Annotated in this window: 13 protein-coding genes and 1 pseudogene; 4 read left to right on the top strand and 10 right to left on the bottom strand. The window is 65.4% G+C overall.

Translation table 11 applies throughout. The features are described 5' to 3' along the window. Window positions 1-10 precede the first annotated feature (10 nt). Complete coding sequence (locus AC4BBN_RS11035) at window positions 11-3,709, top strand: response regulator (protein WP_490592033.1); 3,699 nt, start codon at window positions 11-13, stop codon at window positions 3,707-3,709. 85 nt (window positions 3,710-3,794) lie between these two features. Here the strand turns inward: AC4BBN_RS11035 and AC4BBN_RS11040 are convergent, their stop codons facing one another. From AC4BBN_RS11040 to AC4BBN_RS11050, 3 genes are all read right to left on the bottom strand, one after another. Continuing rightward, a complete protein-coding gene (locus tag AC4BBN_RS11040) occupies window positions 3,795-4,838 on the bottom strand; it encodes a Stealth CR1 domain-containing protein (RefSeq protein ID WP_490592034.1) in 1,044 nt (347 codons plus the stop codon). 121 nt (window positions 4,839-4,959) lie between these two features. Further along, a complete protein-coding gene (locus AC4BBN_RS11045) occupies window positions 4,960-5,715 on the bottom strand; it encodes an alpha/beta fold hydrolase (protein ID WP_490592035.1) in 756 nt (251 codons plus the stop codon). Next, window positions 5,712-6,752 (bottom strand): M14 family zinc carboxypeptidase, encoded by a 1,041-nt coding sequence (locus AC4BBN_RS11050; protein WP_490592036.1) that lies wholly within the window; start codon window positions 6,750-6,752, stop codon window positions 5,712-5,714. The genes AC4BBN_RS11045 and AC4BBN_RS11050 overlap by 4 nt, the downstream gene beginning before the upstream one ends. A 136-nt stretch (window positions 6,753-6,888) precedes the next feature. Between AC4BBN_RS11050 and AC4BBN_RS11055 the strand changes: the two genes are divergently transcribed. Then, window positions 6,889-7,011, top strand: coding sequence for a hypothetical protein (locus AC4BBN_RS11055; RefSeq protein ID WP_490592037.1), 123 nt, complete (start codon window positions 6,889-6,891; stop codon window positions 7,009-7,011). 344 nt (window positions 7,012-7,355) lie between these two features. Continuing rightward, window positions 7,356-8,345, top strand: a complete 990-nt coding sequence (locus tag AC4BBN_RS11060; protein WP_490592038.1) for a dienelactone hydrolase family protein — start codon at window positions 7,356-7,358, stop codon at window positions 8,343-8,345. 166 nt (window positions 8,346-8,511) lie between these two features. Here AC4BBN_RS11060 and AC4BBN_RS11065 read toward each other — a convergent pair. Both AC4BBN_RS11065 and htpG read right to left on the bottom strand, forming a co-directional pair. Next, window positions 8,512-8,826, bottom strand: a pseudogene (locus AC4BBN_RS11065) (hypothetical protein); the annotation flags it as partial. A 221-nt stretch (window positions 8,827-9,047) separates the two neighbouring features. Next, the gene (htpG, locus tag AC4BBN_RS11070; RefSeq protein WP_490592039.1) at window positions 9,048-11,030 is read right to left on the bottom strand and encodes a molecular chaperone HtpG; all 1,983 of its coding nucleotides are present in this window, start codon (window positions 11,028-11,030) and stop codon (window positions 9,048-9,050) included. 230 nt (window positions 11,031-11,260) lie between these two features. On the opposite strand from htpG, the gene aqpZ reads away from it, so the two are divergent. Further along, window positions 11,261-11,974, top strand: a complete 714-nt coding sequence (gene aqpZ / locus AC4BBN_RS11075; protein WP_490592040.1) for an aquaporin Z — start codon at window positions 11,261-11,263, stop codon at window positions 11,972-11,974. Window positions 11,975-12,024: 50 nt separating this feature from the next. On the opposite strand, the gene AC4BBN_RS11080 is transcribed toward aqpZ, so the two are convergent. The 5 genes from AC4BBN_RS11080 to kdpB form a co-directional block, all read right to left on the bottom strand. After that, window positions 12,025-12,960: a pseudouridine synthase gene (locus AC4BBN_RS11080; protein ID WP_490592041.1), complete on the bottom strand. Its 936-nt coding sequence runs from the start codon at window positions 12,958-12,960 to the stop codon at window positions 12,025-12,027. A 69-nt stretch (window positions 12,961-13,029) separates the two neighbouring features. Further along, entirely contained in the window at window positions 13,030-13,728 is a 699-nt protein-coding gene (gene kdpE / locus AC4BBN_RS11085) for a two-component system response regulator KdpE (RefSeq protein ID WP_490592042.1), read from the bottom strand. Beyond that, entirely contained in the window at window positions 13,725-16,484 is a 2,760-nt protein-coding gene (locus AC4BBN_RS11090) for a DUF4118 domain-containing protein (protein ID WP_490592043.1), read from the bottom strand. Before AC4BBN_RS11090 ends, kdpE begins: the two co-directional genes overlap by 4 nt. A gap of 22 nt (window positions 16,485-16,506) precedes the next feature. Beyond that, window positions 16,507-17,079 carry a potassium-transporting ATPase subunit KdpC gene (gene kdpC, locus AC4BBN_RS11095; RefSeq protein ID WP_490592044.1) on the bottom strand — a complete coding sequence of 191 codons (573 nt, stop codon included), beginning with the start codon at window positions 17,077-17,079 and terminating at the stop codon, window positions 16,507-16,509. A gap of 10 nt (window positions 17,080-17,089) precedes the next feature. Continuing rightward, complete coding sequence (gene kdpB, locus AC4BBN_RS11100) at window positions 17,090-19,162, bottom strand: potassium-transporting ATPase subunit KdpB (RefSeq protein WP_490592045.1); 2,073 nt, start codon at window positions 19,160-19,162, stop codon at window positions 17,090-17,092. Between the last annotated feature and the right edge of the window lie 44 nt (window positions 19,163-19,206).

Below are 19,206 nucleotides of genomic sequence, written 5' to 3' on the forward strand. Positions count from 1 at the left end.
ATCTTTTTCTATGGCTCGTAGCAGCAAAATCCTGGCCCTGTTGATCGCCGTACTGCTGGTCGTTTACGCGGCCATTGCGGTCGTCCAGCTGAACCAGCAGGACGGTTTGAGCCAGGTCAGCCGACGCGGCGACCGGGAAGTGGTGTGGGGCGTGGTGCAGCTGGAAGTCGAGTATTTCCGGTTCTCTGCCGCGCTGGACCACCGTATCCTGAGTCCGCAGGACGCCGCCCAGGATGAGCTGCAGCTGCGCTACGACCTGTTTGTGAGCCGCGTAGCTTCGCTCAAGACAGGTGAGTCGGCGGCCTTGCTGAAGAACCAGCAGCTCATGCAGGAGGTTCGCTCTTTGGTGCAGCAGTTTGTTGCGGAGGCCGATGCGGTGCTGGACCCGGCGGCCAAGCCACCAACCCTAGAGCAACTGCTGGCTTTGCAAAGCCATGTATCCACGTTGCGCGAGCCCATACGCAATCTCTCGCTGGAGGCTTCGCAGTCCGCATCCGAGGTGGGGGACCGGCGTACGGTGGAGGTGCATCGCCAAATCACCACCACCCGGCTATTGACGCTGTTCCAGGCATTGCTGACATTCGGCCTGGTGCTAGCGTTTTATCTACAGTACCGCCAGCGCGAGGCGTCCCGGCAACAGGCGCAGGCGCAGCGGCTGCACGTGCTGGAGGCCGGCGTCCGGCTGGAAACCGAGGCCGTGCAACGCGCTGCCCAGGCCGATTTGCAGGAGATCACCGCCGCGCTGCCCCTGGTGGTGTACCGCCTGCAATGCTTTGCGGACGGCACCCGCCGCTACACCTATATGAGCGACCGGGCGCAGGAGATTCTGGGCATCTCGGTGGATGCGGTATTGCGCGATCCCTCGGAGCTGGACCGGGTGGTGCACGCCGCCGACCGGGGCGAACGGGCGCGGGTGGAGGCTGAGGCCCTGCTACATCTGCAGCCCGCCGCGCAAGACTTGCGTATCTGGCACCCGAACGGCAACACGCACTGGGTTCACTGTGCCTCGGTACCCCGGGCCTTGCCGGATGGCTCGGTCATGTTCACCGGCTATCTGCAGGTGGTGGATGCCATCAAGGAGCGCGAAAACCGCTTGCGCGAGGTGACCGAGCAGCAGCAGGTCATTTTTGACAACATCCCCTCCGGCGTGGTGTTCGCCGCCGACGGCCTGATCCGCCAGTACAACGCGGGTTTTGCCAGCATCGTTGGGCTGCCTGGCGCGGAGCTGGGCGAGCGCAGCCTGGCCATGCTGTTTGACACGCCGCAGGCGTTTGCTGCTTTTGAGGCCGAGGTGGGGCTGCCGCTGGCCAATGGCGAGCGGGTGGTGCTGGAGCGCAGCTTTTGCCGGGCTGACGGCAGCGTGTTTGAAGGCCGGCTGGTGGGGCTGCGTGTGGCTGTTGCGGCCTATGTGGAAGCGGTGATCTGGCTGCTGGATGACATCAGTGAGCGCAAGCATGCTGAGGCCGAGATGCGCCGCGCCAAAGAATTGGCCGAGGACACCAACCGTTTCAAGAGCGACTTCTTGGCCAATATGAGCCATGAAATCCGCACGCCCATGAACGCGGTCATCGGTATGTCCTACCTGGCCCTGAAGACCGACCTGTCGCCGCGCCAGCGCGACTACCTGGGCAAGATCCACCAGTCTGGCCAGCACCTGCTGGGCGTGATCAACGACATCCTGGACTTCTCCAAGGTCGAGGCCGGCAAGCTGACGGTAGAAAACCAGCCCTTCACCCTGGACGGCCTGCTCGACAACGTGGCCAATGTGGTGGCCGAGAAGGCCGGCGCCAAGGGACTGGAGTTGGTGTGCGATGTGCGCCCCGACGTACCGCAAAGTTTGAGCGGTGACGTGCTGCGCCTGGGCCAGGTGCTGATCAATCTGGTCAACAACGCCGTCAAATTTACCGAGCAGGGCGAGATCAGCATTACCGTGCGGGTGCAGGACAGTGCGGCCGAGCACGTCCTGCTGCGCTTTGAGGTGCGCGACACCGGCATTGGCATGACGGCCGAGCAGCAGGGCCGCCTGTTCCAGAGCTTCAGCCAGGCCGATAGCTCCATTACCCGCAAATACGGTGGCACCGGCCTGGGCCTGGCCATCAGCAAGGCGCTGGCCGAGGCCATGGGCGGCGCGGTGGGTGTCTGCAGCACCTTTGGTGAGGGGTCAACCTTCTGGTTTACCGCCCGCGTCGGCCTGGACCGCACGCGCCCGCCCCAGCGCCGGGCCGACCTGGACCTGCGCGGCCGCCGGGTGCTGGTGGTGGACGACAACGCGCACGCCGCCCAGGTGCTGGCCGAGATGCTGCAAGCCATGGGTTTCGAGGTGGAGTCCGTGCACTCCGGGGCGCTGGCCGTGGCGGCAGCCCGCGACGCCGCAGCCATGGGCCAGGCTTTTGACATCGCATTGCTGGACTGGCAGATGCCCGGCATGGACGGCCTGCAAACCGCCCGCGCGATCGCAGCGTTGCCCTTGCCTAAGCAGCCCAAGCCGATCCTCGTGACCGCCTACGGCCGCGAGGAATTGGTACCCACTGCGCATGACGCCGGCATCCAGGATTTGCTGATCAAGCCGGTCAACGCATCTTTGCTGTTTGACACCTTGATGCAAGCCATGGGGCGTGGCGTGCAGTCGGCCCGCGCGGTGGACGATGCCCGCGCAGGGCTGGACGCACTGGCCCCCCTGGCCGGTGCCCGGGTGCTGCTGGTGGAAGACAACGAGCTTAACCAACAGGTCGCCAGCGAGCTGCTGGCCGAGGCAGGAATGCTGGTGGCCCTGGCCGACAACGGCCAACACGCTCTGGAACTGATTGCCCAGTCCCATACCGCCCAGGCCTATGACCTGGTGCTGATGGACATGCAGATGCCGGTGCTTGACGGTGTCAGCGCCACCCGTCTGATCCGCCAGGACAACCGCAACACCGCGCTGCCGGTCATCGCCATGACGGCCAATGCCATGGCCTCTGACCGCCAGCGCTGCCTGGACGCCGGCATGAACGACTTTGTGGCCAAACCCGTGGAGCCCGAAGAACTGTGGCGCGTACTGGCGCGCTGGATACGCCCGCACCATGGCCTGGGCCAGGTGCGGCGCACCGAAAGTACTTCTGCCAGTCTGACCGATGAGGCCCGCATAGCCGCCTTGCGCGCGATTCCCGGGCTGGACGTGGCGCCCGGTCTGCGCCGCGCCATGGGCAAGCCGCAGCGCTACCTGGACATGCTGCGCCGCTTTGCCGCCGGTCAGGGTGGGGCGGTGGACGAGGTTCTGGAGCACCTGCGGGCCGGCGACCTGGCCAGCGCCGAGCGCGCTGCCCACACGCTGAAGGGCACGGCTGGCAATATTGGCGCCACGGCCCTACAGGCCGAGGCCGAGGTTCTGGAGCAGGCCATCCACCACCAGCCCGCAGATGCGGTGCAGCTGCTGGCCGACCGCACCCGCCATCAGCTGGAGGTTCTGGTTGCCGCCATCACGCCGCAGTTGCCGGCAGAGCGTGCTCCGGTGGAGCCGCCCGTGGTGGACAGTGAGCAGGCCCAGGCCGTGCGTGCGCAGCTCGCCCGCCTGCTGCGGGAGGATGATGCCGAGGCCATTGAGCTGCTACAGCAGCACGCCAGCTTGCTGCGCCACGGCCTGCAAGACGCCTACGCCGGCATCGCCGCTGCGGTAGCGCGCTACGACTTCGGGGCTGCGCTGCAGCAGCTGGAGCAGGCGCAGTCCTGATTGCTATTGAATTAGGAGCTACTCGCGCAGGTAGAGACTGCGCTACAGGCTATTTTTCTACAGACAACAGTTTTAAGAACAGGTTCTAAACGTAGGCACCCTGCATGCGTCCGGCCTGGGCGTTCGCCGGCTGTGCCGGGGCTGCGCGCTCAAAGCCTGAGGGCGAGGGGAACATGCGCTGCAGGCTATGGCGTACGCGGGCCAGGCGCGGGTCCTGCGGGGCGGCGTTGTCGGTGGTGTCGTTCAGGCAAAAGAAGTCCAGCGCGCCTACATCGGCCTCCAGCTGGGCCAGGCCGGCCTGGCTGTTGCTGTCTCCGGTGGACAGGTGCATATGCCGGTATTCGCGCAGCTGCGCCACGCCCTGGGCCAGCGCCCAGCGCAGCACGAAGTCGGACACGATGGCCGGCTTGTCCCAGCTGCGGAACACGGTGGAGCGCACGCTGGCAAACATCTCTGGTGCCTCGCGTTCCAGCCGGTTCAGCAGCGACTTGCGCAGCGGGCGCGGCGCATGGGCAAAAGTGCGGAAAGTGTGCAGGTAGCCCTGTGTCAGCGGCGGGTGCGCCCGCAGCCACTGGTGCGACAGCCGGCAGGCGTTCTCCAGCGCGGTGGCATCGGGGCGCAGCGCCTCGTCGCTGACGGCGGGCTCGTCCGACCAGGCAACAAACACGCCGTCGTCCGAGAACCAGTCTGCGGTGTGCACCGGCGCGCCAAAGAACACGTCGTCGTTGAGGTAGAAGTAGCGCTCAGACAGGCCCGGAATGCGGTGCACATAGGACTCGATATGGCCCGAGTCAAACGTGGGCAGCTGCGCCGCAGGTATCAGCGTGCGGTGGTCCACCACGGTCAGGTGATCGCTGGGCTTTAGCCAGGCGGGCGTTTGGCCGTCGGTGACGATGTACACATGGCCGTGCTGCGGAAAGAAGCGCTCCAGCGCGCGCAGGCTGTAGCGCAGCTCATCGTTGTCGCGGAAGCGGCCCTCCACGTTACCGTACAGGGCCATGTGGTTCAGGGTGTCGCTGCTCAGGGCTGCGGCGGCTCGCTGCCGCTTGGTTCGCCATGCTGGGTCGTTGCCATCCACCCACAGGTAGACGACATCAATCGCAGGCTTGTTAAACGCAAAGTGATCCATGGGCCCGTGTTTGTTGCGTGGAGTACAGCCTGTGGGCGGCCAGACAGAGGGCGCCACCCGCAGGCAAGTCGCGCATGTTAGCCAGATTTGGCGGGGGCGTTTGTAAAGTCGTTAAATTGACTTATTTCTGCGCTAGGTGCTGCAGCCAATCCCGTACCTGGCCTGCCACCCAGGCGCCGTCGTCCAGCGGCAGGTCGTGCCCGGCCCAGGGGTGCTCCCGCAGGGTGCAGTTCCATTGCACCGCCAGGCTGCGCGAGCAACGGACAGACACCAGGCCGTCCTGTGCGCTGGCCAGCAGCAGGGTCGGCGTGTGCGGCGGGCTAGCAGGGGCCTGGTAGCGCGCCGCCGCCAACAGCTGGCGCAGTGCATTGCCCCGTGTCACCGGATGCTGCTGGCGCAGCGCCAGCCATTGCTCCAACACGTCTGGATGTTGGCCGTTGCTGGTGATGCGCAGAATGCTGCGCTCCCAGTCCAGTGCGGATGCGCCCCCCAGTGCCAGGCGCAGCAGCAGGCCGTAGTGGCGCGGCCGCAGCCGCTGGTAGAACGGGCTGAACGGCCGCAGGCTGGTGTTGACCAGCACCTGGGCCGCCACCTCTTGTGGGGCGCTGCTGGCCCAGCTGGCTGCCACCATCGCCCCCAGGGACATGGCCAGGATGTGCACCGGGCCGGTGATCTGCTGCGCTTGCAGCGCGGCGCTGCAGTGCTCCACCATCGCACGGATGTGGCTGGGGCTGCGTTGCGCGTACAGGCTGCCGTTGCCCGGCAGGTCCAGCGCCACGATGCGGCTGCCCGGCTGCGCGGCCTGGAGTTGCGCGACGAAGCTGCCCCAGTGGCCGCTCTCGCGCGTCAGGCCGCGCAGCAGTAGCCAGGTCTTCATTTGGGGCCGTACCAGTCGTGCCGGGCCTGGGCGTGGTGGTAGGTGCGTGCCTCCACGTTGGGCAGCCACAGCCTGTGCCCTTGTGCGGCGCGGCCCAGAAAGTCCAGCAAGGACTGGTGCTGGCGCAGCACCCGCTGCTGCCGGTGGGCGATTTGCGGGTTGAAGATGCCGTGGCGCGAGAACAGCTGGCGCGGGTTCTTCTTCACCCATAGCCAGGATCCCATCTCCAGCGTCAGCGGCAAGAAGACGCGCTCAGGCGACTGGCGGCAGGCTTGCTGGTACAGGTGGTCCCACAGGTCGCCATGCGCCAGGTACTGCAGGCTTTGCGGCTCAAAAATATAGCGGTGGTGGCTGTGCGACTCCATGAAGATGCGTTTGAGCGCATGCATCTCCGCCAGGTGCGCAATCGGCGTGCGGGTATGCGCATACGGAAACCACAGCCGGTCGCTCACGCCAAAGCCCGAATGGCAGTCCACCGATACGCTGAAGGCGCGCGACAGCAGCTCGGCCTGCACCACCTCGCACACGGCCAGGTTCTCGGCCTCCATGGCCGCCGCATAGCGGCCACGGTACCAGGGCAGGCGGGCACTGAGGCGCTGGCCGCCTACCAGGAAGGGCACGGGGTCGCGCGCCTCCACGGGCGCATTGCGCATCAGGTCCACGCCCTGCGGATTCGCCCGCGTGCCGAGCGCCATGCCACCGGGGTTGATGATGGGCATGAACACCAGGCGCACAGCCTCCAGCTGGCGGTGCAGTGCACTGTCCCATTGCAGGCGGGTCACCAGGCTGTGCAGATAGGCGATCACCACGCCCGCACCTATGCGCTCCAACCCATGCACGCCGCCAAAGTAGCCCACGGCTGGTACGTCCAGCGAGGGGTTGCCCAGGGTGATGGCGTGCACCGGAAAGTGGGTGCCGCCCGGCAGCGCTACTGTGCAGACGGTGCGCGCCTGCAGATGCTGCCCGCCCAGCGCGATGGTGCGCTCCAACGCTAGCAGTTCGGGCAGTTCAAGGGCGGTGGAGGAGGTGGCGGGCACAGCCCCGCAGCATAGCCACACAGACGCTTGCGCGGTGCGAAATGTGGCCGGGTGTACGGCTATTACACGGCTGACACGCCGCTGTCATATGCCATGCCTAAGGTGGTCCGCACACCACCCAAGGGGAGCCTCCGACATGCTGCTTCGCAGAACCACGCTGATGCGCTTACTCGCCGTGCCCGCCTGCCTGGCCTGGGGCCTGGCAGAGCTGTGGGCCTTGCAGCGCGCACGCTGGGAGCAGCGCCGCTTCGGGCACTGAGGTACCCAATATGTATGAAGCTTTGGGGCGTGGTGGGCGTACCCAAGGCCGCCCGTTTGGCGTTGTCGCTATCGCTGTAGCAAGCGCCTGCTGCCCATCCATAGCGCTACTTATTTAATAGCTGGCTGCGCAGTATTCATGTGCGCCAGGGCCATCTTTGACATATGAATGGCTAACTGTGTAAACGGCCCATTGCACCCAGCCACCCAGCAGGTTTTCAGCAGCTGCGCTGCCATCTGCCGCGCGTTGACACACCCTGGGGCGGTGGTTAATGTGGGCCGCGCACCAGGGCGGTCACAGCGACCGGTTTTGGGTGATCCATTATTTCTACACAGGAGAATTGCATGCTGCATTCCAAGTGGCTTCGGGCCTTGGCTATAACGTTCGTGGCAGGTATGGCGGCGGCGGCCCACGCCGATGACGAGGGCTGCAGAGAACGTGGGCAGCCACAAATCAGCTTCATCCAGTTCCAGTCGCCCAACCTTGCCGCGCCGGCCAGTCCGCTGACCATCAAGGGCAAGCTCAGCCTGCCCGGCAAGGTGGACGGCCGCTGGAACTGCTTCCCTTTTGGCAATAAGAAATACCGCAACGAAAAGCTGCCCGCGGTGGTTCTATTGCACGGCACGGCCGGCATCGATGCGCGAGGCAATTTTTATGAAGAGGCGCTGAACGCCGCCGGCATTGCCACCCTGCAGATCGATATGTGGGAAGCGCGCGGCGTGACCGGGCTGGCGAATCGCCCGCAGTTGCCCATCCTCACCTACCCCGACGCCTTTTCGGCACTAGCCTTCTTGAGCAGCCAGGCCCATATCGACCCGGATCGCATCGGCGTGCTGGGCTTCTCCTGGGGTGGCGTGATCAGCCTGGGTACATCCGAGCGCCTGTATGCGGGCCAGTTCGGCGGTGGCCGCAAGTTCGCGGCCCACGTGGCCAACTACCCTGTGTGCTACGGCGCCAATAACGCGGCCATCCTGCGTGCATTTGGCGTGGCGCCCGCCCAGGCCGGCACCCAGTACCTGAACCTCACCGGCGCCCCGGTGCTGATCCAGATCGGCAGCAAGGACAGCTACGACAACAGCGCCGCGCCCTGCCAGGCGCTGGCGGCTGGCGTCAACCCCAGCAACGGCGGCGTGGTGAGCGTGGCGGAATACCCCGGCGCCTACCATGACTTCGACCGCCTGATGGTGCCCATGACCGCACCCGACCCATTCGCCAACCAGGGCAGCTATCTGCTGGGCTTGTCCGCCATGCCCAATGTCATCGCCATTCCAGACGTGGCGCAGGCCTACAAGTCCCGCGACCGCGTGACACGCTTCTTCCGCAACAACCTCTAAAACGGTAGACAAAAAAGCCCTGCGCAGGTGTATTGCAGCAGGGCTTTTTTGAAGAAAATGCTATCTATTCAGTAGCTGCTTGTGCAGATAAAACCTGCGGTGACGGCCTATTTGTATAGGCAAAATTTGCTATGAAAAAATGCGTGTCCGCACGCTGCTAGCGGTTTGCCTTGGGCTGTGCCGGGTCGTAAATCGTGGTGCCGGTCCCCACGCCAACCCCCACCTGCGCGCCGCCGACATGGGTGCTGGTGCCCACCCCCACCCCGGCACCCACCTGGCCGCGCTGGTTCACACCCACCCCAACCCCCACCGGTCCCACCCCGGCCCCCACGCCCAGATGCACCCCGCCCGAGCCCGCACCCACGCCGATGCTGACACCTGGCAGCAGGGGCACGCTGACGCCCACGCCGACGGAGCTGCAGGCGCTGAGTAGAAGGCTGGAAACGATGGCAGTGACAGTGTGTGTGTTAGACATCAACATAAGACTAACAGGATGCGAACAGTCACTTGTAAGCAATTGCGGTATTGCAACTGGCATATCCCGTACCGGTTGGTTCCGTGAAGCTGGCTGCGCGCCGGCCATAAAAAAAGCCCCGCCAGTCTCACAACTGCGGGGCTTTTTAGATTGCGCATTTGCTATTTATTCAATAGCTGCCAGCGCAGTATCTATCTGCGCCAGCGGCACATTTCTTTCAAACCGGCTTACACCAGCAGCGCATTCACGCGCTTCACGTAGGCCGCTGGGTTGGCAGGCAAACCGCCTTCGGCCAGCAGGGCCTGGTCGAACAGGATGTGGGCCAGGTCGTTGAAGTGCACCGAGCCTTCCAGCTTCTTGACCAGGGCGTGTTCGGCGTTGACTTCCAGCACGGGCTTGGTTTCGGGCGCGGTCTGGCCGGCTTGCTTGAGCATGCGGGCCAGCTGGGTGCTCATGCCGCCGTCTTGCACCACCAGGCAGGCAGGGCTGTCCACCAGGCGGGTGGTGACGCGCACGTCTTCGGCCTTGTCTTTCAGCGCCTCTTTCAGCTTGGCCAGCAGGGGCTTGAAGGTTTCGGCGGCTTCTTCGGCGGCTTTCTTTTCGTCTTCGTCGAGCAGCTTGCCCAGGTCCACGGCGCCCTTGGCGACGGACTGCATGGGTGTGCCGTCGAAGTCTTGCAGGTAGTTCAGCGCCCACTCGTCCACGCGGTCGGTCATCAGCAGCACTTCGATGCCCTTCTTCTTGAAGACTTCGAGCTGCGGGCTGCTCTTGGCAGCGGCGGCGTTGTCGGCGGTGATGTAGTAGATGGCCTCCTGGCCTTCTTTCATGCGGGCCTTGTAGTCGGCCAGCGACACGCTGGTGCTGTCGGTGGTGCTGCTGGCGAAGCGCAGCAGCTTGGCCAGGCGGTCGCGGTTGGCGAAGTCTTCGCCCAGGCCTTCTTTCAGCACCGCGCCGAATTCGGCGTAGAACTTGGCGTATTTGCCTTCCTTGGCCTTGTCTTCTTCAGACAGCACGTCGGTGACATCGCCTTCAGCGGCAGCAGGTGCCTTGTCAAACTTGGCCAGGTCTTCCAGCATGCCCAGCACGCGCTTGGTGCAGCCTTCGCGGATGGCTTTGACGTCGCGGCTTTCTTGCAGCAGCTCGCGGCTCACGTTCAGGGGCAGGTCGGCGGAGTCCACCACGCCCTTCACAAAGCGCAGGTAGCTGGGCAGCAGGGCTTCGGCGTCGTCCATGATGAAGACGCGCTTGACGTATAGCTTCAGGCCGCCCTTGTGGTCGCGGTTCCACAGGTCTTGCGGGGCCCTGGCTGGCACGTACAGCAGCTGGGTGTATTCGGTGCTGCCTTCCACGCGGTTGTGGGTGTGGGCCAGTGGGGCTTCGAAGTCGTGGCTGATTTGCTTGTAGAAGTCGTCGTACTGTTCTTGGGTGATGTCCTTCTTGGCGCGCGTCCAGATGGCGCTGGCCTTGTTGACGGCTTCCCATTCGCCGGTGGCAACCATGCCGCCGGGCAGGCGGCCGGCTTCTTCGTTCGACGGGTCGATCAGGTCGCCGTCTTTCCACTCTTCCTTTTCCATCAGGATGGGCAGGCTGATGTGGTCAGAGTACTTGCTGATGATGCCTTTGAGCTTCCAGGCGCTGGCGTATTCCAGGGCGTCGTCGCGCAGGTGCAGGATCACGCTGGTGCCGCGCTTTTCGCGGGTGATGCTTTCCACTTCGAAGGCGCCGCCACCGCTGGCACCGCCGTCGCTGGTCCAGCGCACGCCTTCGCTGGCGGGCAGGCCGGCGCGGCGCGATTCCACGGTGATGCGGTCGGCCACGATGAAGCCGGAGTAGAAGCCCACGCCGAACTGGCCGATGAGCTGCGAGTCAGACTTTTGGTCGCCAGACAGCTTGCTGACGAAGTCCTTGGTGCCGCTCTTGGCGATGGTGCCCAGGTTGTCGATGGCTTCCTGCTGTGACAGGCCGATGCCGTTGTCGGTGATGGTCAGGGTCTTGGCATCCTTGTCGAAGGCCACGCGCACTTCCAGGTTGGGCGCGTCTTCCAGCAGGGCGCTGTTGCTGATGGCTTCGTAGCGCAGCTTGTCGCAGGCGTCGGACGCGTTGGACACCAGCTCGCGCATGAAGATTTCTTTGTTGGAGTAGAGCGCGTGGGTCACCAGGTGCAGCAGCTGGGCTACTTCGGCCTGGAAATTCATGGTTTGCTTGGTCATGTTGGGATCAATGCCTTGGAAATATCAAAAAACTGAACTCCGGCAGCCATGTGCCGGGCAGCCTTCAATTATGGCCGTTTCGTCAAACTTCAAGCCCCGTTGCCGCCGCACCCTGTTTTCATTTCAATGGGGGATGGCTGGCCAGCTCTGCCAGCGCGCCCCTTGACCTTGTCACATACGCTTGCGAACATCCCGGGCGGTGCAATACCCAACAACAAAGGAGTACAAAAATGGATAGCAATCTCAAAAAGTGGTCGGCGGAGTTTCTCGGTACCTTCTGGCTGACGCTGGGCGGCTGCGGTAGCGCGGTGCTGGCAGCGGCCTTCCCCGGCGTGGGCATTGGTCTGCTGGGTGTGTCGCTGGCCTTTGGCCTGACGGTAGTGACGGGGGCGTATGCCTTGGGGCCGATTTCTGGTGGCCACTTCAACCCCGCTGTGTCGATTGGCCTGGCCGTGGGCAAGCGCTTTCCGGTATCTGGCTTGCTGGGCTACATCGTTTCCCAGGTGCTGGGCGCTTGCGCGGCTGCGGGCGTGTTGTACCTGATCGTTTCTGGCAAGGCTGACTTTGATGCGGCCAAGGCCTTCACCGGTGCCGGCGCGTTTGCCACCAATGGCTATGGCGCCCACTCGCCCGGCGGCTTCAGCATGCAGTCGGTGCTGATCACCGAAGTGGTGATGACAGCCATCTTCCTGATCGTCATACTGGGCAGCACCGCCAAGCGTGCGGCTGGCAGCTTTGGTGGCCTCAGCATCGGCTTGTGCCTGACGTTGATCCATCTGATCTCGATCCCGGTCTCCAACACCTCGGTGAACCCGGCCCGCAGCACCGGCCCGGCGCTGTTTGTGCCCGGTGCCATGGGCGATCTGTGGCTGTTCTGGGTGGCGCCTATCGTCGGTGCCGTGATCGGTGCGGTGATTTACAACGTGCTGCTTAGCGACGAATAACCGGCCTTGGCCCATCAAAAAAGCCGCGATGTGTCGCGGCTTTTTTGTGCTTAGAACTTCTCGTGCGGCGCCAGGTAGCGCCACTGGCCTACCGGTAGATTGCCCAGCATCACATTGCCCACGCGCACGCGCTTCAGGCCCACCACCTTCAGGCCCACCAGTTCACACATGCGGCGGATCTGGCGTTTCTTGCCTTCGGTCAGCACAAAGCGCAACTGCTCGGGGTTTTGCCAGTTCACCTGGGCGGGTTTGAGGGCCTGGCCGTCCAGGCTCAGGCCGTGGCGCAGGCGGGCCAGCATGGCCGGCGGGAAGGCGCTTTGCACATCGCTGGTGACCGGGTCGTCGTCGTCAATGCGCACCAGTTGTTGGGTCTTACCGCTGGATTGCAGGCCGCCATAGGTGGCGGCGGCCGAGTTGGCGGCGGCGGGGTTGGCCACGCCGGTGTAGGCCACGCGCACCAGGTATTCCTTTTCCATCACCGAGTCTTCGCCGATCAACTGGCGGGCAATGCGGCCGTCCTGCGTCAGCACCAGCAGGCCGGTGGAGTCGATGTCCAGCCGACCGGCCGGCACCAGGCTTTTGAGCTGGCTGCCGTGGAAGAAGAAGCGGGCGTTGTCGTCGCGCCAGCGGTTCTGCGGCTGCACCAGGGTGATGGCGGGCTCGTGCCCATCTTCGGCCTGGCCACTCACAAAGCCCAGGGGCTTGTTGATCAGGATGGTGACCTGGTTGGCCTGCTGGCCGGTGGCCGCCTTGTCGATCTGGATGCGGTCGCTGGGTGTGACTTTGACGCCCATCTCTGCCACGGCGCCATTCACTTTGACCCAGCCCTTGGCGATCCATTCGTCGGCCTCGCGGCGCGAGCACATGTTCAGCTCGGCCATGCGCTTATTGAGCCGCGTGGGTTCATTGCTGGCGGCGGGCCCGGCAGGTGGCGCGGCACGGCGGAAGGCGACGGTGGGATTCGGTGGCTTGATGGGGGTGTTCATGGTGCGCTATCAAATAAATAGCTGCCTGCGCATGATGTACCAGCGTCAGAGGCAGATTTTGCTTATATTTTAAGCGACGAGCCGGTAGCCCACCGCAGTTTCGGTCAGCAGGTGCTGCGGCTGCGCCGGGTCGGCCTCTAGCTTTTGCCGCAGATGGCCCATGTAGATGCGCAGGTAGTGGCTTTGCTGGGTGTGGGCTGGGCCCCACACCTCGCGCAGCAGTTGGCGCTGCGTCAGCACCCGGCCGGTGTTGGCAATCAGCACGGTCAGCAGGCGGTATTCAATGGGGGTTAGGTGTACCTCGGCGCCATCGCGGCGCACCAGGCGGGCGGTGCGGTCTACCTCTACTGTGCCGAAGCGGAATACCGGGTCGGCCTCTGTGCTGCCGTCGGCGGTGGCGGCGCGTGGGCGGCGGCGGTTGGCGCGCACCCGGGCCAGCAGCTCGCCCACGCCAAAGGGCTTGGTCAGGTAGTCGTCGGCTCCGGCGTCCAGCGCGGCGATCTTGTCGACCTCGTCGCTGCGGGCCGACAACACGATGATGGGCACGGCCGACCAGCCGCGCACGTCGCGTATTACGTCCAGCCCGTCGCCGTCGGGCAGGCCCAGGTCCAGCACCAGCAGGTCGGGCTTGCGGGTGCCGGCCTCGGTCAGGCCCTGCTTGGCGGTGTCGGCCTCGAACACCTGCCAGCCTTCGCCCTCCAGCGCGCTGCGCACAAAGCGGCGGATATGGGGTTCGTCTTCGATCAGGACGGCAACAAGTGTGCTCAAAGTATTTCCGGTGCGGGCCGGCGTGGCAGGGTGATGCTGAATTCTGCCCCACCGCCGCCGGCGTTGGTGGCAACGATCTGGCCCCGGTGGGCGTCCACAATGGCCTTGCAGATGGCCAGGCCCAGGCCCACGCCAGGCGTGGCGGACTCGGCATTGCCTCGGGTGAATTTGTCGAAAAGTGCGGCCTCGCGGCCCAGCACCGCCTTGGGCAGGCCGGCGCCGTGGTCGCGCACGGCCAGCACCAGGCTGGTGGGCGTGGCGCGGGCGCGCAGCACGATGGGCGGCTGGCCGTATTTGGCGGCGTTCTCCAGCAAGTTCACCAGCACGCGCTCCATCAGCACGGCGTCATATTCCACCAGCGGCAGGTTGGCCGGAATGTCGGTTTCCACCGGCTGGCCGTCCAGTGCCGGGCCGGCGGCGCGGATGGCCGAGCCCACCAGTTCCTCCACCGACTGCCATTCGCTGCGCAGCGCCACGCCACCGTTCTGCAGCCGCGCCATGTCCAGCAGGTTGGTGACCAGGGCCGACAGCTCGCGTGCCTGCACTGCCATGGATTGGGCCATGCCGGCCTGCGCCACGGCCAGCGGCGGCTGCGAGGTTTGCAGCGACTCGGCCAGGCCCATCAGCGCCGTCAGCGGTGTGCGCACATCGTGCGAGATGGCGGCCAGCAAGGTGTTGCGCAGGCGCTCGGACTCCATATGCACCACGGCCTGCTGCGCCACCTCCACGTAGTGCACACGCTCCAGCGCAATAGCGATCTGCCGGGCCAGGGTTTGCAGCAGTTGCTGCTGCTCGGGTATCAGCAGCCAGCGCGCCTGCGTGGGCTTGAGCGCCAGCACGCCGCGCACGCGCATGGGGGCTTGCAGCGGCACGCAATGCCAGGGGTGGGCGGGCAGGGTGGTGGTGGCCAGGCCGGCGCTTTGGCCGGTGCGCAGCGCCCAGTCGGCAATGCCAGGGTCGAAGTCGTGTGGCAGTAGTGCGGGCAGCTGCAGATGGCTGGCGCCGCCCTGCGCGGCATCGCCGTGTTCGGCCACCAGCACCATCACCTTGCCGCCTTTGACCGGGTCGTAGGCCAGGCCTTCCACTTGCGTGAACAGGCGCTGCACGGCGGCCTGGCCAATTTCTACCACCTGGCTGGTCAGCAGGGCGCCTGAAAGCTCCCGGCTCAGGTCGAACAGCGCTTGGGCGCGGCGCTCGCGGCTGGCTGAGATGCGTGCGGCAAAGCGCAACCCAGCCGTCAGCTGGCCGATCAGCAGGCCAATCGCCAGCATCACGGCAAAGGTCACCAGGTACTGGATGTCGCTCACCGCAAACGAGAAGCGTGGCGACACAAAAAAGAAGTCAAAGGCCACCACGTTCAGCACTGCTGCCAGCGCGGCCGGGCCACGGCCAAAGCGCAGTGCCACCAGCACCACGGCGGCCAGGAACAGCATCACGATATTGGCCAGGTCCAGCCGGTTGGCCAGGGGCAGCACCAGCAGGGTGACCAGCGCTGAACTGCCAGCGGCCCAGGCGAGGGGCAGCCAGGGTTGGCGCAGTGTGGCCTGTTCCTCGTCGTCCACGCTGCGCACCAGGCTGATCGGCAGGCGGCGCGCGCTGTGGCTGTGGCCTACCTCCACCAGCTCCAGCGTGGGCGCCAGGGTGGCCAGCTGGCGCGTCATGGAGCGCTCCCAGCGGCGCCAGATCTGCCAGCGCGGCGGCACGCTGGGCCGGCCCAGCACCAGGGTGGCGCAGTTCAGCGTTTGGGCCTGGCGCACCAGCTCCACGGCGGGGTTGCTGCCGGTGAGCACGGCGGTGTCTGCGCCCAGGGTTTCGGCCAGTTGCAGCACAGTCAGGATGCGGTCGCGTTCGGCCGCTACCAGCAGCTGCAGCTGCGGGGTCTCCACATAGGCGGCGTACCAGCGCACGTTCAGCTGGCCGGCCAGGCGGGCTGCGCTGCGCACCGTGTGCTCGGCTCCTTCCTGTGGGCCGATGCAGGCCAGGATGGCGCCCGAGGTGTTCCATGCCGCCTGCTGGCCGCCGCCGGACTGCTCCACGCGGTAGCTGCGCACATCGTCTTCCACATGCTCGGCGGTGCGGCGCAGGGCGATTTCGCGCAGTGCGATCAGGTTGCCCTTGCGGAAGAAGTTCTGCGTGGCGCGCGCGGCCTGTTGCGGCATATAGACCTTGCCCGCCTGCAGCCGGGCGGTGAGCTCGTCTGGCGTCACGTCCACCAGGACGACTTCGTCAGCGCTGTCCAGCACCGTGTCGGGCACGGTTTCATGCACGCGGATGCCGGTGATGGCGCCCACCGTGCCGTTCAGGCTTTCCAGGTGCTGCACATTGATGGCCGACCACACGTCGATGCCGGCGGCCAGCAGCTCCTGCACGTCTTGCCAGCGCTTGGGGTGGCGCGAGCCCTCCACATTGGTGTGGGCCAGCTCGTCCACCAGCAGGATGGCGGGCTTGCGCGCCAGTGCTGCATCCAGATCAAATTCGGGCAGCGACTTGCCCCGGTAAGGCAGTTGGCGCAGGGGCAGCTGGTCCAGACCGTGCAGCAGCGCGGCGGTGTCGCTGCGGCCATGGGTTTCCACCACGCCCACCAGCACCTCTTTGCCGGCTTTTTGGGCCTGCTGGGCGGCGCTGAGCATGGCGTAGGTTTTGCCGACACCGGCATTCGCACCGAAGTAGATGCGCAGCCGGCCCCGGCTGCGCGCCACGTCCTGCTCCTGCAGGCGCTGCAGCAGGGCATCGGGGTCGGGGCGGTTGTCGGTCATTCGCAGAGGTTACTGCATGGCGTTACTGTGGGGCGTCCAGTGCCAGGTTCAGTTGCAGCACGTTGACCTGTGCCTCGCCCAGAAAGCCGGCCAGGGGCTTTTGCGTTTGTTGTGCCACCAAGGCCTGCACCGTCGCCACGGGCAGGCCACGGGCTTTGGCCACGCGGGCCACTTGGTAGGCCGCAGCAGCGGGGCTGATGTGCGGGTCCAGGCCGCTGGCCGACGCCGTCACCAGGTCCACCGGCACCGGCGCGGTGTTGCCGGGATCGGCATCGCGCAGCGCCTGGATGCGGCCTTTGACGGCATCGGTCAGCGCGGGGTTCAACGGGCCCTGGTTGGAGCCGCTGGAGGCCGTGCCGTTGTAGGGCTGCGGGCCGGTGGCCGAGGGGCGGCCCCAGAAGTGCTTGGGGTCGCTGAAGTTTTGGCCGATCAGCGCGGAACCCACGGCCTTGCCGTCACGCAGCACCAGGCTGCCTGCGGCCTGGGCCGGGAATACCGCCTGGCCCACGCCGGTGACGACCAGCGGGTAGGCCACACCGGTCAGCACGGTCAGCGCGGTGAATAAAACCAAAGTAGGGCGAAGAATTGCGTTCACGTTGAACTCCTTAAACAAGGTGCAGGGCGACCAAAATCACGTCAATGATCTTGATGCCGATGAAGGGCACGATCAGCCCGCCCAGGCCGTAGACCAGCAGGTTGCGGCGCAGCAGCGCGGCGGCACCCACGGGCCGGTAGCGCACGCCCTTCAAGGCCAGCGGCACCAGGAACATGATGACCAGGGCGTTGAAGATCACCGCCGACAAAATCGCCGACGAAGGGCTGCCCAGCTCCATCACATTCAGCGCCTTCAGCTGCGGGTAGGTGCTGACAAAGATCGCCGGGATGATGGCGAAGTACTTGGCCACGTCGTTGGCAATCGAGAAGGTGGTCAGCGAGCCGCGCGTCATCAGCAGCGCCTTGCCGGTTTCCACAATCTCCAGCAGCTTGGTGGGGTTGGAGTCCAGGTCCACCATATTGCCGGCTTCCTTGGCTGCCTGCGTGCCGCTGTTCATGGCCACGGCCACGTCGGCCTGGGCCAGTGCGGGCGCATCGTTGGTGCCGTCGCCGGTCATGGCGACCAGGCGGCCTTCGCTCTGGTACTGGCGGATCAGGGCCAGCTTTTGTTCGGGAGTGGCTTCGGCCAGGAAGTCGTCCACACCGGCTTCGGCGGCTATTGCCGCAGCGGTGAGCCGGTTGTCGCCGGTGATCATCACCGTCTTGATGCCCATGCGGCGCAGCTCGCCAAAGCGCTCCTTGATGCCTGATTTGACGATGTCCTTCAGCTCCACCACGCCCAGCACGGTGTTGCCCTCTGCCACCACCAGCGGTGTGCTGCCACGGCGGGCTACGTCGTCTGCATGGCGGGAGACTTCGGTGGGCATGCGGCCGTTTTGGGCCTGCACGTATTTGCGCATGGCATCCACCGCGCCCTTGCGCAGCACACGCACACAGCCGTCGGCGGCTTGCACGTCCACACCGCTCATGCGGGTCTGCGCCGTGAACGGTACTTCGATGACGCTACCGACCAGCGGCTGTACCGCACCCAGGCGCTGGGCCAGCGTGACGATGCTGCGGCCTTCGGGCGTTTCATCGGCCTGCGAGGCCTGGGCGGCACAGGTGGCCAACTGGGTATCGCTCACGCCTGGGGCGGGGAAGAAGGCCGAGGCCTGGCGGTTGCCGTGGGTGATGGTGCCAGTCTTGTCCAGCAGCAGCACGTCCACGTCGCCAGCGGCTTCCACCGCGCGGCCGGATGTGGCGATCACGTTGGCCTGCATCATGCGGCTCATGCCGGCCACACCCACGGCCGACAGCAGGCCGCCGATGGTGGTCGGGATCAGGCAGACCAGCAGCGCAATCAGCGCTGTCATGCTGACCACGGTGCCTGCGCCCGCGGCCTGCACGCTGAACATGGAGAAGGGCAGCAGCGTCACGGTGACCACCAGAAACACAATGGTCAGTGCCACCAGCAGAATCGTCAGCGCGATTTCGTTGGGTGTCTTTTGGCGCTTGGCGCCTTCGACCATGCTGATCATGCGGTCCAGGAAGGACTCGCCGGGGTTCACCGCGATGCGCACCACCAGCCAGTCGGACAGCACGCGGGTGCCGCCGGTGACCGATGCAAAGTCGCCGCCCGACTCGCGTACCACAGGGGCCGACTCCCCGGTGATAGCGCTCTCGTCCACCGAGGCCACGCCTTCGATGACCTCGCCGTCCAGTGGGATCAGGTCGTTTGGTTCCACCAGCACCACGTCGCCCTTGCGCAGGTTTTCTGCTGGCTCAGGAAGCCATGTGGCGCCATGCACCGGCTTTTGCAGCTTCTTGGCGACGGTGCTTTTCTTCAGCCCGCGCAGTGATGCGGCCTGGGCCTGGGCCCGGCCTTCGGCCAGGGCTTCGGCAAAGTTGGCGAACAGCACGGTGAACCACAGCCATACCGCCACGTTCAGCACGAAGCTGGCCGTGCCGTCGCCGCTTTGCAGCGCCAGCACGCCGAACAAGGTGGTCAATAGGCTGCCGATGTAAACCACGAACATCACCGGGTTGCGCCATTGCACGCGGGGACTGAGCTTGGTGAAGGCAGCGCGCAGTGCCGGCTTGAGCAAAGCCGGGTCCATCAGCACCAGGGATTTGGATGTAGTCATACCAATGACTTTCTGAAATTTAAACGAATAAGGCCTGTAGCGCA

It is taken from the genome of Rhodoferax sp. SPJ21 (genome assembly GCF_058216335.1).

What these genes read in the sequence shown, in the direction of transcription:
- AC4BBN_RS11080 (WP_490592041.1), bottom strand. Translation starts at nt 12,960, where the DNA reads ATGAACACCCCCATCAAGCCACCGAATCCCACCGTCGCCTTCCGCCGT.
- AC4BBN_RS11060 (WP_490592038.1), top strand. Translation starts at nt 7,356, where the DNA reads ATGCTGCATTCCAAGTGGCTTCGGGCCTTGGCTATAACGTTCGTGGCA.
- aqpZ (WP_490592040.1), top strand. Translation starts at nt 11,261, where the DNA reads ATGGATAGCAATCTCAAAAAGTGGTCGGCGGAGTTTCTCGGTACCTTC.
- AC4BBN_RS11055 (WP_490592037.1), top strand. Translation starts at nt 6,889, where the DNA reads ATGCTGCTTCGCAGAACCACGCTGATGCGCTTACTCGCCGTGCCCGCC.
- htpG (WP_490592039.1), bottom strand. Translation starts at nt 11,030, where the DNA reads ATGACCAAGCAAACCATGAATTTCCAGGCCGAAGTAGCCCAGCTGCTG.
- AC4BBN_RS11090 (WP_490592043.1), bottom strand. Translation starts at nt 16,484, where the DNA reads ATGACCGACAACCGCCCCGACCCCGATGCCCTGCTGCAGCGCCTGCAG.
- AC4BBN_RS11035 (WP_490592033.1), top strand. Translation starts at nt 11, where the DNA reads ATGGCTCGTAGCAGCAAAATCCTGGCCCTGTTGATCGCCGTACTGCTG.
- AC4BBN_RS11045 (WP_490592035.1), bottom strand. Translation starts at nt 5,715, where the DNA reads ATGAAGACCTGGCTACTGCTGCGCGGCCTGACGCGCGAGAGCGGCCAC.
- AC4BBN_RS11040 (WP_490592034.1), bottom strand. Translation starts at nt 4,838, where the DNA reads ATGGATCACTTTGCGTTTAACAAGCCTGCGATTGATGTCGTCTACCTG.
- kdpB (WP_490592045.1), bottom strand. Translation starts at nt 19,162, where the DNA reads ATGACTACATCCAAATCCCTGGTGCTGATGGACCCGGCTTTGCTCAAG.